Annotated in this window: 16 protein-coding genes; all 16 read left to right on the top strand. The window is 45.9% G+C overall.

Features of this window, described 5'->3' with window-relative positions; all coding sequences use genetic code 11:
* The first annotated feature begins 2 nt into the window (after nt 1-2).
* The 16 genes from rpsS (at nt 3) to selB (ending at nt 13,102) form a co-directional block, all read left to right on the top strand.
* Entirely contained in the window at nt 3-290 is a 288-nt protein-coding gene (gene rpsS, locus HY811_05020; protein MBI4834161.1) for a 30S ribosomal protein S19, read from the top strand.
* Between the two features lie 11 nt (nt 291-301).
* Nucleotides 302-769, top strand: coding sequence for a 50S ribosomal protein L22 (gene rplV, locus HY811_05015; protein ID MBI4834160.1), 468 nt, complete (start codon nt 302-304; stop codon nt 767-769).
* Nucleotides 769-1,437, top strand: coding sequence for a 30S ribosomal protein S3 (gene rpsC / locus HY811_05010; protein ID MBI4834159.1), 669 nt, complete (start codon nt 769-771; stop codon nt 1,435-1,437). Before rplV ends, rpsC begins: the two co-directional genes overlap by 1 nt.
* Nucleotides 1,438-1,440: 3 nt before the next feature.
* Nucleotides 1,441-1,860 carry a 50S ribosomal protein L16 gene (gene rplP, locus HY811_05005; GenBank protein ID MBI4834158.1) on the top strand — a complete coding sequence of 140 codons (420 nt, stop codon included), beginning with the start codon at nt 1,441-1,443 and terminating at the stop codon, nt 1,858-1,860.
* Nucleotides 1,857-2,138: a 50S ribosomal protein L29 gene (gene rpmC / locus HY811_05000; GenBank protein ID MBI4834157.1), complete on the top strand. Its 282-nt coding sequence runs from the start codon at nt 1,857-1,859 to the stop codon at nt 2,136-2,138. The genes rplP and rpmC overlap by 4 nt, the downstream gene beginning before the upstream one ends.
* Before the next feature lie 3 nt (nt 2,139-2,141).
* Entirely contained in the window at nt 2,142-2,618 is a 477-nt protein-coding gene (locus tag HY811_04995) for a TraR/DksA C4-type zinc finger protein (GenBank protein MBI4834156.1), read from the top strand.
* The gene (gene lspA, locus HY811_04990; GenBank protein ID MBI4834155.1) at nt 2,618-3,169 is read left to right on the top strand and encodes a signal peptidase II; all 552 of its coding nucleotides are present in this window, start codon (nt 2,618-2,620) and stop codon (nt 3,167-3,169) included. The genes HY811_04995 and lspA overlap by 1 nt, the downstream gene beginning before the upstream one ends.
* A gap of 4 nt (nt 3,170-3,173) precedes the next feature.
* Entirely contained in the window at nt 3,174-4,088 is a 915-nt protein-coding gene (locus HY811_04985) for a dihydroorotate dehydrogenase (GenBank protein MBI4834154.1), read from the top strand.
* Nucleotides 4,089-4,652 carry an RNA 2',3'-cyclic phosphodiesterase gene (thpR, locus tag HY811_04980; GenBank protein ID MBI4834153.1) on the top strand — a complete coding sequence of 188 codons (564 nt, stop codon included), beginning with the start codon at nt 4,089-4,091 and terminating at the stop codon, nt 4,650-4,652. It abuts the gene before it with no gap.
* A 119-nt stretch (nt 4,653-4,771) separates the two neighbouring features.
* Nucleotides 4,772-6,028 carry a thiolase family protein gene (locus HY811_04975; protein ID MBI4834152.1) on the top strand — a complete coding sequence of 419 codons (1,257 nt, stop codon included), beginning with the start codon at nt 4,772-4,774 and terminating at the stop codon, nt 6,026-6,028.
* Nucleotides 6,029-6,072: 44 nt separating this feature from the next.
* Nucleotides 6,073-6,468 carry a four helix bundle protein gene (locus tag HY811_04970; GenBank protein ID MBI4834151.1) on the top strand — a complete coding sequence of 132 codons (396 nt, stop codon included), beginning with the start codon at nt 6,073-6,075 and terminating at the stop codon, nt 6,466-6,468.
* A gap of 57 nt (nt 6,469-6,525) precedes the next feature.
* Nucleotides 6,526-8,568: an enoyl-CoA hydratase/isomerase family protein gene (locus HY811_04965; GenBank protein ID MBI4834150.1), complete on the top strand. Its 2,043-nt coding sequence runs from the start codon at nt 6,526-6,528 to the stop codon at nt 8,566-8,568.
* A gap of 28 nt (nt 8,569-8,596) precedes the next feature.
* Nucleotides 8,597-9,838 (top strand): 2-hydroxyacyl-CoA dehydratase, encoded by a 1,242-nt coding sequence (locus HY811_04960; protein ID MBI4834149.1) that lies wholly within the window; start codon nt 8,597-8,599, stop codon nt 9,836-9,838.
* Nucleotides 9,839-9,867: 29 nt separating this feature from the next.
* A complete protein-coding gene (locus tag HY811_04955) occupies nt 9,868-10,116 on the top strand; it encodes a hypothetical protein (GenBank protein ID MBI4834148.1) in 249 nt (82 codons plus the stop codon).
* 21 nt (nt 10,117-10,137) lie between these two features.
* Entirely contained in the window at nt 10,138-11,118 is a 981-nt protein-coding gene (locus HY811_04950; GenBank protein MBI4834147.1) for a 4Fe-4S binding protein, read from the top strand.
* A 70-nt stretch (nt 11,119-11,188) separates the two neighbouring features.
* Entirely contained in the window at nt 11,189-13,102 is a 1,914-nt protein-coding gene (selB, locus tag HY811_04945) for a selenocysteine-specific translation elongation factor (protein ID MBI4834146.1), read from the top strand.
* The last annotated feature ends 64 nt before the right edge of the window (nt 13,103-13,166 follow it).

The following is a 13,166-nucleotide window of genomic DNA, read 5'->3' as shown; positions in this document are numbered from 1 at the left end:
ATATGAGCCGTTCGGTTAAAAAAGGCCCTGCGATTGATGAGAAATTGATGAAAAAAGTCATGAAGCAGAAGGATAATAAATCTTATGAGCCTATCAAGACATGGGCGCGGTATTGCATGGTGACCCCGGATTTTGTGTCACATACTTTTATGGTTCATACCGGGAATAAATTCGTCAAGGTGTTCGTGACCGAAGATATGGTCGGGCATAAACTGGGCGAATTCGCCCCGACCAGGTTCTTCCGCGGGCACCCCGGACATCGTAAAACAGAAGAAGAAGGCGCTGAATAAACAGTAAATTTATGAAAGCATCAATAACATATTTAAGGATTTCGCCCCGTAAACTAAGGCTGGTGGCCAATCTGGTTAAAGGAAAAGAGATTGATCAGGCGACCAGCATATTAAGGTTTTGCCCGAAAAGGGGGGCGCGTTATATATTGAAACTGGTCAATTCCGCTTTTGCGAATGCCAGCCTTAACAGGGAAATCGATACGGATAGTCTTTATGTCTCACGGGTTATCGTTAATCCGGGTGTGATACTTAAAAGATTTCGTACGTCTCCCAGAGGCAGGGGAGTTCCGATAAAGAAACGGACCAGCCATGTGACCGTTATGCTGGCTGAAAAAGCCCATAAGAAGGGAAAGAAAGAATCCAAGAAAACGAAGATAAAAGAAACTAAAAATAAAGAATCTCAGGTTGCTCCGGCAGTTGAAAAGCCGGTTGAAGGGGTTTCAGATGCTGCGAAGCCCGAAAAAGAGGAGAAACAGTAATGGGTCAAAAAGTTAATCCGACCAGTTTTAGGCTAGGGATTACGGAAACCTGGCGTTCCCGTTGGTATGCGCCTAAAAAGGAATATGGTAAGAACGTCGTTGAAGACGAGAAAATAAGGAAATTTATTAAGCGTGATTATAGATTCGTCGGGATATCACGTATTGATATTGAACGGAATAAAGATAAAACCATCGTGCAAATACATGCGGCCCGTCCCGGATTAATTATCGGGCGCAAGGGCGCAACGATTGAGAAGCTGACAACCGATTTGACGAAATTATCAGTAAGGCCGGTGGATATTAAAATTATCGAAGTAACGAATCCCGAATTGAATTCACAATTAATTGCCGAATCGATAGTGGAACAACTGGAAAAACGCGCTCCTTATAGGCGTACCATCCGCCGCGCGGCTGAAACCGTAATGGCGGCAAATGCTAAGGGTGTTAAGGTCCAGGTTGCCGGCAGGTTGGGTGGAGCGGAAATCGCCCGGACCGAAGATTTAAGTATGGGTAAAATTCCGCTTAATACGATAAGAGCGGATATTGATTATGCGATATCTACTGCCATTCTCACCAAAGGTACTATCGGCGTGAAAGTCTGGATATATAAAGGTGAAGTGTTCCCGGAAAAGAAACCGGTTATTGAGAAAACTGAAAAGAAGGTTTAATATATGCAATTGATGCCTAAAAGGGTAAAGTATCGCAAAACCCAGCGCGGAATTATGAAAGGCAACGCCACCCGCGGTAATAAATTAGCCTTTGGAGATTATGGTTTGATGTCTCTTGAGACGTGCTGGTTAGGTGGAAGGACCATTGAGGCGGGCAGGATTGCCGCTTCCCACCATATCGGGAAAGGCGGCCGCTTGTGGGTGAGGGTTTTTCCACATAAATCAGTCACGGCGAAACCGGCTGAAACCAGGATGGGAACCGGAAAAGGCGAGCCTGAATACTATGCCGCGGTTGTTAAGCCCGGAACCGTTCTTTACGAAGTAGGCGGTTTGACCGAAGAGGTCGCAAAAGAAGCGTTAAATTATATTGCCCATAAGATGCCTATAAAAGTAAAAATGATTAGAAGAAGCCACAGAATATGAAAATAGACGAAATCAGAAAAAAGACCATTGAAGAAATAAACAAGGATATAAAAAACCTGAAAGAAGAGCTTTTTAGGTTGAGATTCCGCAAGGTTACAGAAGAGATTAACAAGCCCAATGTCATCCATGATATCAGGAAAGATATTGCACGCCTTGAAACTATCTTGAGAGAAAATGAAATAAAAAACTTAGTCGCAGGCGGCTCTGTGAAGGTGGAGGAAAAGAAATCCGTTAAAGAAGAAACTGTTTCTAAAACGCAATCAAAAAAGGGAAAATAGAGAATGAATAAAAAACATTCCCGACCCGCCAAAACAAAGCATAAGACAGTTAAAGCTAAACCCGTATTATCCGCCTTGCCTAAGCCCAAGAAAATAAGAACTAGTTTATCAAAATCAAAGCTTGCTTCTTTTAAGACAATCCTGATCGGGTTAAAATCTCGATTAACCGGAAATCTTTCCCAGATGGAAAACGAATCCCTGTCACAATCACGCCGTGAAGCCAGCGGAGACCTTTCCGATCTGCCTCTACATATGGCTGATGCCGGAACCGATACCTTTGAACAGGATTTTACGCTCGGTTTAATGGAAAACGAGGGTGAAGAGATCCATGAAATAGACGCCGCTTTGGACCGTATTGAGGAGCAGACGTTCGGCGTTTGCGAACGTTGCAGCAAGCCGATTTCTGAAAAACGTTTAAAAGCTATTCCCTTTAGCCGTTTGTGTATCGACTGCAAGGAAAAAGAAGAAGTCAATGAGTAATGGTTAAGCGACTTGTCCCACTTCTCTTGATTGCGATTGTTTCCGCCGTAATTGACTTAATCACCAAAGGCCTTTTTAATTATACCCCTCCCGATCCTAAAACAAGTCTGATTCCCGGCGTGCTTGAAATGAATCCACAGATTAATACAGGAATTATCTGGGGGCTTTTTAGCGATACCAGTGTGGTTTTATTGGTTATTATTCCTTTACTGGCCATTCCAATGATTATAACCGTGTTTCTATTGACCCAAAGGAATGAGATAAAAAATAATCCTTCCGGTAAGCTTGACTGGCTGATTATCTCGGCGCTGGGCCTTATTTTAGGCGGAGCTATCGGAAATATTTATGACCGCATTTTTCACCACGGCGTAAGAGATTTTATCCATTATTATTATATTATTGATTGGCCTACTTTTAATATAGCGGATGTATATATTACAGCAGGCGCGGTTTTAATGATAATTAGCTTGTTCAGGAAAGAAAAGGAGAGTATAATTACCGATAAGCCGCCGGTTGAGTCCGCGGTTGACGTTGCCGAAAAGACGAGTTGATTATATGAAAGCTCCTGATTTAACCGTTAAATTGGGGCATTTAAAGCTTAAGAATCCGGTTATTGCCGCTTCCGGAACGTTCGGGTATGGGACCGAACTTAAAAATATCGTTGATATCAACCGTTTAGGCGGCGTTATTACCAAGACAATTACTTTAAACCCTAGATTAGGCAATCCCCCTCCCCGTATTTATGAGACTTCAGGTGGAATCCTCAATTCTATCGGATTGGAAAATCCCGGATTGGATGAATTTACCAGTTATTATCTTCCGTCATTCACACGGCTTAAAACAATCCGGATTGTCAGTATCGGTGGTGATGCGGAAGAGCTGCCTGTTATTGCTAAAAAGTTGTCTGCTAAAAATGGAATAGATGCTCTTGAAATAAATATCTCTTGTCCCAATATTGCCAAATGCGGTCCGATGATTGCTAAATCACCCGTTCTTGTCAGCGCGGCTGTTAAGAAAATCAGGAAAGCAACCCGTTTGCCTTTGATAGTGAAACTCAGCCCGAATGTGACCGATATCGCGGAGATTGCCGATGCCGCCTGTTCGGGAGGCGCTGATATTATTTCATTGATTAATACCATTACCGGAATGGCTGTTGACTGGCGTTCCGGGAAGCCTTTGCTCGGAAATATTACCGGCGGCCTTTCCGGCCCGTGTGTCAAGCCGATAGCCCTGCGCATGGTCTGGGAAGTCGCTAAGAAAGTGAAAGCTCCGATTATCGGGCTCGGCGGAGTTATGGAGGCAAGCGATGTCATGGAATTCATGGCGGTGGGCGCTTCTGCCGTCGCGGTCGGAACTGCAAATATTATTTCTCCTGACAATGCCATGAAGATCATAGAAGAGTTGCCTAAATTATTAAAGGAAGAGAATATTCCGTCAATCAGTCGGTTAATCGGCACATTTAAAGCATAGATGCGATTATTCATAGCCATCCCCGTAGAAGAAGCGCTTAAAGAAAAGCTCATTACTATACAAAATGAAATAAGCCAGACCCAAGCGCATGTCAAGCTGGTCGAACCGGAAAACATCCATCTTACCGTAAGATTTCTCGGAGAAGTGAGTTCCGAACAATCCGCGGTTGTTTCAAGCATTATTAAAAAGGTTGCTTCCGGTTACAAACGATTTGAGATGGATCTCAAAGGAATCGGTGCCTTCCCTTCTATTAATAATCCCCGCATTCTCTGGGTGGGTTGTCATGAAGCCGCTGGAGAAAATAAGCTTGTTAGGATTTATCAGGATATAGAAAAAAGTCTGCTTGAGAATAAATTCGCACCGAACGATAAGCCTTTTTCAGCGCATATAACGCTTGGCAGGGTGAAATCTCCTAATAATAATGAGATGTTAACTCGGTTGCTGAGCAAAAGAGCTGAGTTTTCCGCAGGTAAGCAGTTTGTCAAGGAAATAATTTTATTCCAAAGTCAGCTTAACACTGACGGTCCGGGTTACTCGGTTGTTGAATCAGCATCGTTATTATAAGATAAAACATAGGGTTTACCTTGACACAACTGGTGCTGATGATTTTAATATAATGCTCTAATTGAATAAGGAGACAAGATATGGATAAGAAATATGTGGTTGACCCAAAAGTCCTCGGAATGAAAGACAAAGTAAATGGTTACGGCGCGCGTTATGACGGTATCGTATTCCTCGGCGCCAAGCGGACGCCTTTCGGCAAGTTTATGGGGAGCCTTTCCAATGTCGGCGCGATTGAGCTGGCGGTAATTGCCTCTCGCGCGGCTATTGCTCAGTCTGGACTAAAACCAGAACAAATAGAATCGGTTGTATTCGGCAATGTCGCCGCCTCAAGCGGCGATGCATTCTTTTTCCCGCGCCATGTCGGTCTTTATAGCGGTTGCCCGATTGCCACTCCGTGCCATCTAGTCCAGCGTATATGCAGCACCAGCTTCGAAGCGATTGCCCAGGCGGCCGAGCATATATATATGAATAAAGCTGATTTCGCCCTGGCGGGCGGTTCAGAAAACCTTACCCAGGTGCCGGTCGCCGCATTCGGCGGGCGTTTGGGATTCCCCTTAGGACGGCCTAATTTTGTGGACTATCTCTGGGAGGCGTTTCTGGATACTTCCTGCGATTGCCCGATGGGTCTGACCGCGGAAAACCTTGCCAAGAAATATAAAATAACCAAGCAGGAATCGGATGAGTTTGCAATACTTTCCCAACAGCGCGCCGGGATTGCCATAAAGAATGGGTTTTTGAATGATGAAATCACTCCGGTGACAAATTGCTCTTTGGAAGCGCATAACCTTAAGCCGAGGAAAATCAAATTACCCAGGGGAATGGAATCTTTAAATACCGATGAGCACCCCAAGCCGGAGACTACACTGGATAAAATATGCAAGCTTCCGCCGGTTTACCATAAAGACGGCGTCCAGACCGCGGCTAATTCATGCGGTATTGTTGACGGCGCGGCCGCGGTAGTCTTAAGCAGTGCGAAAAAGGCGGAGGCGCTTAAACTGAAACCGCTCGGCAGGTTGGTGGCTTCATCCGCTTCAGGAGTTGAACCTAATATTATGGGAATAGGACCTGTTCCGTCATGCAGAATGGCACTCGATGTTGCCGGGCTTAAATTGAGCGATATTGACTTGGTTGAAATAAACGAAGCCTTTGCCGCGCAGTATATTGCCGTGGAAAAGGAATTGGGTTTGGACCGGAATAAAACCAATGTTGACGGCGGCGCGATTGCTTACGGGCATCCTTACGGAGCGACCGGAGCACGGCTTACCATGACGCTCCTTTATAAACTGCGCCGTTTGGGCAAGCGTTACGGAATGGCTTCTGCCTGTATCGGCGGAGGGCAGGGAATGTCCGTAATCGTGGAAGCGTTTAAAGATTAAAGTTACAGGTTACAAGTTAGAGGTTACAAGTTAGGGGAAGAAATATGGGAACAGTTAAGCAGTTTGAGGATTTAGAAGTCTGGAAAAAGGCAATGGATTTTGTGGATTTGATATATGATTTATCAGATAAAATTCCATTTGCTAAAGATTATGCTTTGAAAGAACAAATAAGGCGGGCTGTTATTTCTGTTCCATCAAATATATCAGAAGGATTTGAGAGAGGTTCTAATACCGAATTTATCCAATTCTTATTTATCGCCAAGGGTTCAGCCGGTGAAGTTAGGACCCAATTGCATATTGCTTATCGCCGCAAATATATTGGTAAGGAAGAGTTTGAATCAGTCCTGAAGAAGGGTGCAGAAATTTCAGGAATGATAAAAAGCCTGATAAATTATCTCAGCAAGACATCAATCAGGGGAGAAAAATACAGGTATAGGTAACGTTTCTAACTTGTAACTTTTAACCTGTAACTTGTAACTATAAAAGAGGAGGGAATCATGGCTCAATTCAAGAAAATCGGAGTGGTCGGCGCGGGCACCATGGGCTCCGGTATCGTCCAGAAAATCGCCCAGGAAAATATTCCCGTTGTCATGGTCGATGTCAAGCAGGAGTTCGTGGATAAAGGCTTGGGTAATATCAAAACACTTCTTGACGAAGGCATTCAGAGGAAATTGTTCAGCACCGAAAAGGTCCGGAAAATCTTATCCAATATCAAAGGCACGACCGATATCAACGAATTGAAAGACGCCGATATCATAATCGAAGCCGTATTCGAGGATGAAAAAGTAAAGAAAGATTTGTTTCAGACCCTCGATAAAATATGCGCCAAAGAAACAATACTTGCTTCCAATACATCTTCTTACAAAATAGCGGATTTGGCCACAGCGACCAAGCGCCCTGATAGGTTTGTGGGGCTTCATTATTTCTATCACCCGGCTAAGAACAGGCTTTTGGAAATCATTCCCGGTCCGGCTACCGCGCAGGGAACCGTGGAAATTGCCGAGGCATTTTCAAATATTACCGGTAAATCCGCCATCACCGTAAAGGATTCTCCCGGCTTTGCCGTAAACCGTTTCTTCGTCCCGTGGCTTAATGAAGCCGTCCGTGTTTATGAAGAAGGCGTTGCCAATATCCCAACCATCGAGGAAGCCGCTAAGCGCGCCTTTAAAATCGGCATGGGACCTTTCCTTTTGATGAATGTCACCGGCATCCCGATTGCGTATCATTCCACGGAAACGCTCGGCAAGGCGCTGGGGAAATTCTACGCCACAGCCGGAAAACTCAAGGAACAGTTTGAAAAAGGCGTTAAGTGGGATTTGACCGGCTCGGTGGATGAATCCAAGATAGAAGCGGTTAAAGACCAGTTGCTCGGCGCGGTATTCCTTGCCGCCGGCCAGATTGTCCAGGAACAGGTAGCCTCGGTTGAGGATACCGATCGCGGCGCCAAAATCGGACTGCGCTGGGCATTGGGACCGTTTGAACTGATGAATAAAATAGGCTTGAAGAAGGCTGATGAGATACTGACTAAAACAGTCCAGAAATACGGCGTGACCGTTCCAAAAGTGGTGGACGGGCAGTTTAAATCCGGAAAACCGTGGTTTTTCAGGCTCGTTGACCTTTCCGCCAAGGATAATGTCGCGACTATCACAATTAACCGCCCTGAAGCGATGAACGCTTTAAACGAGGAAGTGGTCAGGCAGCTTGACGAAGCCTTTACCAAAGCTGAGGCGAACGAAAGGATAAAGATTATTATTCTTGAAGGCAAAGGCAAGGCGTTTGTTGCCGGCGCGGATATCGGTTTCTTCGTTAAAAAGATTAAAGATAAGAAAATAGGCGATATCGTTGATTTCACCAAGAAAGGGCAGGATTTGCTTTTGAGAATAGATAAAAGCCCCAAGACCATCGTTGCCAAGATAGACGGATTAGCGCTGGGCGGTGGGGCAGAGCTCGCGCTGGCATGCGATATCATTATCATGACCGAACGGGCGAACATGGGCTTCCCGGAAACCGGCATCGGCATTTATCCCGGATTGGCAGGCACGCAGAGGTTGCCTCGCCTGGTCGGCAAGGCGCTGGCGAAATATCTTATCTTCACCGGAGAAATCATCAATGCCAAGCAGGCGCAGGAAATGGGAATGGGTGAATATGTCAGCGTTGCGGAACTGGATAAGCGGGTGAAGGAACTGATTTCACAGCCCAATCCAAAGTCTAAATATCTGCAACAAACAATTATTGCAACTCCTGAAGTGGATAAGCTCCGCTCTATTTTCTCCGATGCGCGCATCAAGGATGTATTATCCAATAAGCTCCTGACGAGCCCTGACCAGCTTGAAGCCAAGGTCGCCAAGAAGGTTTCGTTCAAGGCGCCGGTGGCGATTAAGCTGGCTAACCAGATTATTGATGACGGGTTCAAGGTGAATATCGAGGAAGGGATTAAGATTGAACTCAACCACCTGACCGAGATATTCTCCACCGCCGATGCCTATGAAGGCTTGAGCTCAATACTCGAACGCCGCAGGCCCAATTATAAAGGTGCGTAATAAGTTAATTTTTTGAAAGGATAGACGTATGGCTGAACAGACTAAAGAACAAAAGAAAGGCATCAAAGCCGTTGGGATGATGAAGAAACTAATGGCCGACCATTTCTACGAACTGGATAACGCCATGAAAACCAAATCGCATAAAATCGCCTGGTGCACGAGCGTCGGACCTGCCGAGCTCCTGCGCGCGATGGGATTCCTTGTCTATTTCCCGGAAAACCACGGCGCGATGCTGGGCGCGACGCGTATGTCCACAGATTTTATCCCGGTTGCCAATGCCATCGGGTATTCCCCTGAAATATGCTCATACTTAACCAGCGATGTCGGTGCGTATTTAAAGAAGCAGACACCGCTTACCAAGGCGTATCCGGGTATTGATTCGGTTCCGCGTCCGGATGTCCTTGTCTACAACACCAACCAGTGCCGCGATGTCCAGGACTGGATGAAGTTTTACGCACGTGAATTCAATGTCCCGGTTGTCGGGATAGAAACCTACCGCGGAGTGGGCGAAGTGACCGCCGAACATATCAAAGGCGTTGCCGGCCAGATGAAAGCACTTATCCCGCAGATGGAAAAGATTTCCGGCAGGAAATATGATGAAAATGAGATGAAGCGCGTGCTTGGCCTTTCCAAGGAATGCAGTGTTCTCTGGAAAAAGGTGCTGGAAACCGCTTCAGCTGTGCCTTCGCCTCTTAACTTCTTTGACGGCACGATTCATATGGGTCCGGCGGTTGTAATGCGCGGAACCCAACAGGCGGTAGATTATTATAAAGTATTGTTAGCGGAACTGGAGGAAAAGGCGAAGAATCGCGAAGCCGCGGTGGATGGGGAGAAATTCCGTTTATACTGGGATGGCATGCCTGTCTGGGGAAAATTAAGGCCGATGGCGGAACTCTTTACCAGCCTTAAGACCTGCGTGGTTGCTTCGACTTATTGTAATTCATGGATATTTGACTCGTTTGATGCCAACGACCCGTTTAACAGCATGGCACGCGCTTATATTGAACTCTTTATCGTCCGCTCGGATGACGCCAAAGAGAAATACATAGAAAACATGATAAAGAAGTTCAGGGTGAACGGTATTGTCTTCCACGATGCCAAGACCTGCCCGAATAACACCAACAGCCGTTACGGCATGCCACAGAGGTTGCAGAAGAAGCTGGGCATACCAAGCATAACTATTTCCGGCGATTTGAATGATTTGAGGTGTTATTCCGAGGAGCAGACCAAGACCCTGATTACCGCTTTTATCGAGCAGTTACAGCAGTAAAAAAGCCGATTATATATTAAGGAGCAAAAATGCGGATAGTTGTTAATATAATCACCATTATTATTCTTATTATTTCCCTGGCGTTTATGGTTTACGGGTTTGCTTACAGCAAGCACACGGTTTATGACAAGCCGGTTGAAGGAAAGGCAATCGACCCGGCGTCATCCGCCACGATGAGCGAGCCGCAGCTCCTGGAAGAGATGAATTACGATGCGATTATTACGGATGTCAAAGGCAACCTTATAAACAAGCGGAGGGAAGCCGCTTGCTCGACCTGAAGCACTCCATAAATAAAGGTTATGAGTTTCATGACCGAAAGCACTAAAAAGACTAAAACCCGGATTACACTCTGGCGCAGGCTGACGCAAATCTCATTTGTATTCCTTCTTAATCCCTACTTCTACTCGTTTCGGAATACTTGTTTCCCGATTCTTAATTGCTGGGGTTGTCCGATAGCCGCCTTTTCCTGCCCAATCGGCGCTATGGGGCAGTTCTTGGCCAACGGTGTTTTCCCCTTTATCGTTCTGGGAACTTTGATATTCTTCGGCGTCATTATCGGAAGGCTCCTTTGCGGTTGGGTTTGTCCGTTTGGCTTGTTGCAGGATTTGATGAATAAAATTCCGTCCCCCAAAATCAATATGCCGTCATTTCTTAGCTACGGCAAATATCTGACACTTCTTGTAATGGTTCTGTTAATCCCGATATTTTTCGGAGTGGTAATGACTCCCGGCGAAACCACTCCCCAGGATTTCTTCTTCTGTAATTTCTGCCCGGCAGGGACATTAGAGGCGAGCATCCCTAATTCACTAATCCCCAAAAAGCCGGTAGAACCAGTTGAAACCAAGACGGCCGAACCGGAAACTTATGACCCCAACCCGTTCAATCCGTCCAATGCCTTTTCCGAGCCGGCTCCGGAAAAACAGGCGGTTACGGTGCGGGATGAAAGGTTTAACGAGGTTTCCGATGGAAGTATTATTATTACATTTGTAAAGTCTCCCCGAATTTGGATACTGGTTATTTTCCTGATGTTATTTATCATGATAAGGCGCCCGTTCTGCAGGGGAGCGTGCCCGATAGGCGGGATATTCGCCCTTTTTAATAAGTTGAGTTTCCATAAGCTGAAATTCGTCAAGGATAAATGCATTGATTGCCAGATTTGTTACAAGACCTGTCCGACTTCGCATAAGGTATATAATAGTTCCAATTCGCCTGAATGTATCCGTTGCCTGGAATGCCAGAAGAAATGCCCGACCAAGGCGATTGAAAACCAGTATTTCTAACAACGGGATTTAACTGATTAATCTGATTTTCCGTTAAATCCGTTTAATCCTGTTGTTAGGAGTTTAATTCATGGAATATGTTTTAATCGGCACCGCTGGCCATGTCGACCACGGCAAAAGCACTCTGATAAAAGCGCTTAGCGGGATAGACCCGGACCGCCTGAAAGAGGAAAAAGAGCGCGAGATGACCATTGATATCGGCTTTGCCAACTTCAAACTGCCCGGAGGTCGGATTGCCCAGGTAATAGATGTCCCTGGGCACGAGCGCTTTGTCAAGAATATGCTGGTCGGGGTCAATACCATTGATGTCGTCCTTTTCGTGGTTGATGCGAATGAAGGTGTCAAACCGCAGACTGTGGAACACTTTGAGATATTACGCCTTTTGGATGTTCAATGCGGGATTATTGTTCTCACGAAGATGGATTTGGCAGGCGAAGAACGAATCAAAGCGACGGAGAATGAAATAGCCGAACTGGTAACGAGCAGTTTCCTGGGGAAAGCGCCGGTTATCAAGGTCTCTTCAACCACCGGCAGTGGGATTTCTGAGTTGATTCAAGAGATAGACCGCCTGGCGCCGTCCGTTCCAAAACGCAATATTAACCTTCCCGCCCGTTACCCAATAGACCGTGTTTTTACCATGAGCGGTTCCGGAACGGTTGTTACCGGCACACTGGTAAGCGGCAGACTGAAGATAAATGACGTCTTGGAAATACTTCCGCAGAAAGAGGATGTGCGGGTGCGCCAGATACAGTCTTACGGCGGCAAGGCGACCGAAGCCGCGGCCGGACAGCGCATCGGGCTTAACCTTGCCGGGATAAAGAAGGAATCGCTAATCCGGGGCAATACCCTTGCCGCGCCCGGCTATATTGAGCCGACATATATCTTTGATGCCTCTCTGGAAATCGTCTCCAATGCCTTTCATCCGCTAAAGAATAATACGAGGGTCAGATTGCATATCGGGACAGGCGAGTTTCTGGGTCGTGTGGTCCTTTTGGATAAGGAGAAAATGGAGTCGGGCGAGCGCGGATTAATCCAATTCCGTGCTGAAGAGCCTTTGGTCGTGGCTAAGGATGATAGGTTTATTATCCGTTTATACGCGCCGATGGTCACCATGGGCGGCGGCGTGATTCTTGACCCTCATCCGCCTAAGCACAAAAGGTTTAATAAGGAGGCAATCGGACACCTGGGCGCTTTGGAAGTCTCCGATGAAAGGGAAACGGTTGCCGAGGTTCTTATTAATGCGGGATTGAATATTATCACGCTTGGCGAACTTATAGATAAAACCAACCTGCCGGACGCGGAAATAAAAGAGGAGCTTGATAAATTGGAGAAGCAGGGGGCGATTATCCGCAGTAATTTAGATATCCGCATGATGATGCATATGAATAATTTCAATATGCTGAAAGATAAGATTATCGCTTCAATGGAGGATTCTTACCGCAAACAGCCGTTGAAACTGAATATCCCGGTTAAGGAAATAAAGAGCCTGTTGGTGAAAACCGAGGTGCAGGATGAGTTCTTTGAGAGGGCAGTAGTTAAACTTGCTGAGGAAAATCGGCTTGCTAGAGTTGGCGATGCGATAAAACTGGTTCAGGCGAATATCAAACTTACCGAGAAACAGGAATCCATGATGCAGAAGGTGGAAAAGTTCTTTATAGATAATTTATTATCTCCGCCCGCATTGGAGATAATGGTCGATAAATTGCAGATAAAGCCGAAGAATGCCCAAGAAACCATCAACGCCTTGAAAGACCGGGGGATTCTGGTCGGATTGGCGGATGGAATTGTTCTCCATAAAGAGGCGATTGTAAAGGCATCCGAAACTATGAAAGAATACCTGAAAACCCACGAGAATATCAAAGCGGGCGAATTTACCAAGCTCATAAATACTTCCCGGAAATATGCCATTCCGCTCTTGGAGCATTTGGACAATATAAAATTGACCAAACGGATTGGCGATGTTAGGATACTGAATAAAATATAGTTTCGAGTTACAAGTTGCAAGTTATAAGTTTAGCGTTAGAAAACCTGTAACATGAAACCTGTAA

The sequence above is a fragment of the Planctomycetota bacterium genome (assembly GCA_016207825.1).
Classification (GTDB): Bacteria; Planctomycetota; MHYJ01; order JACQXL01; family JACQZI01; genus JACQZI01.
Note: the sequence above shows the minus strand (reverse complement) of the source record. Positions and strands in the feature narration are given on the sequence as shown.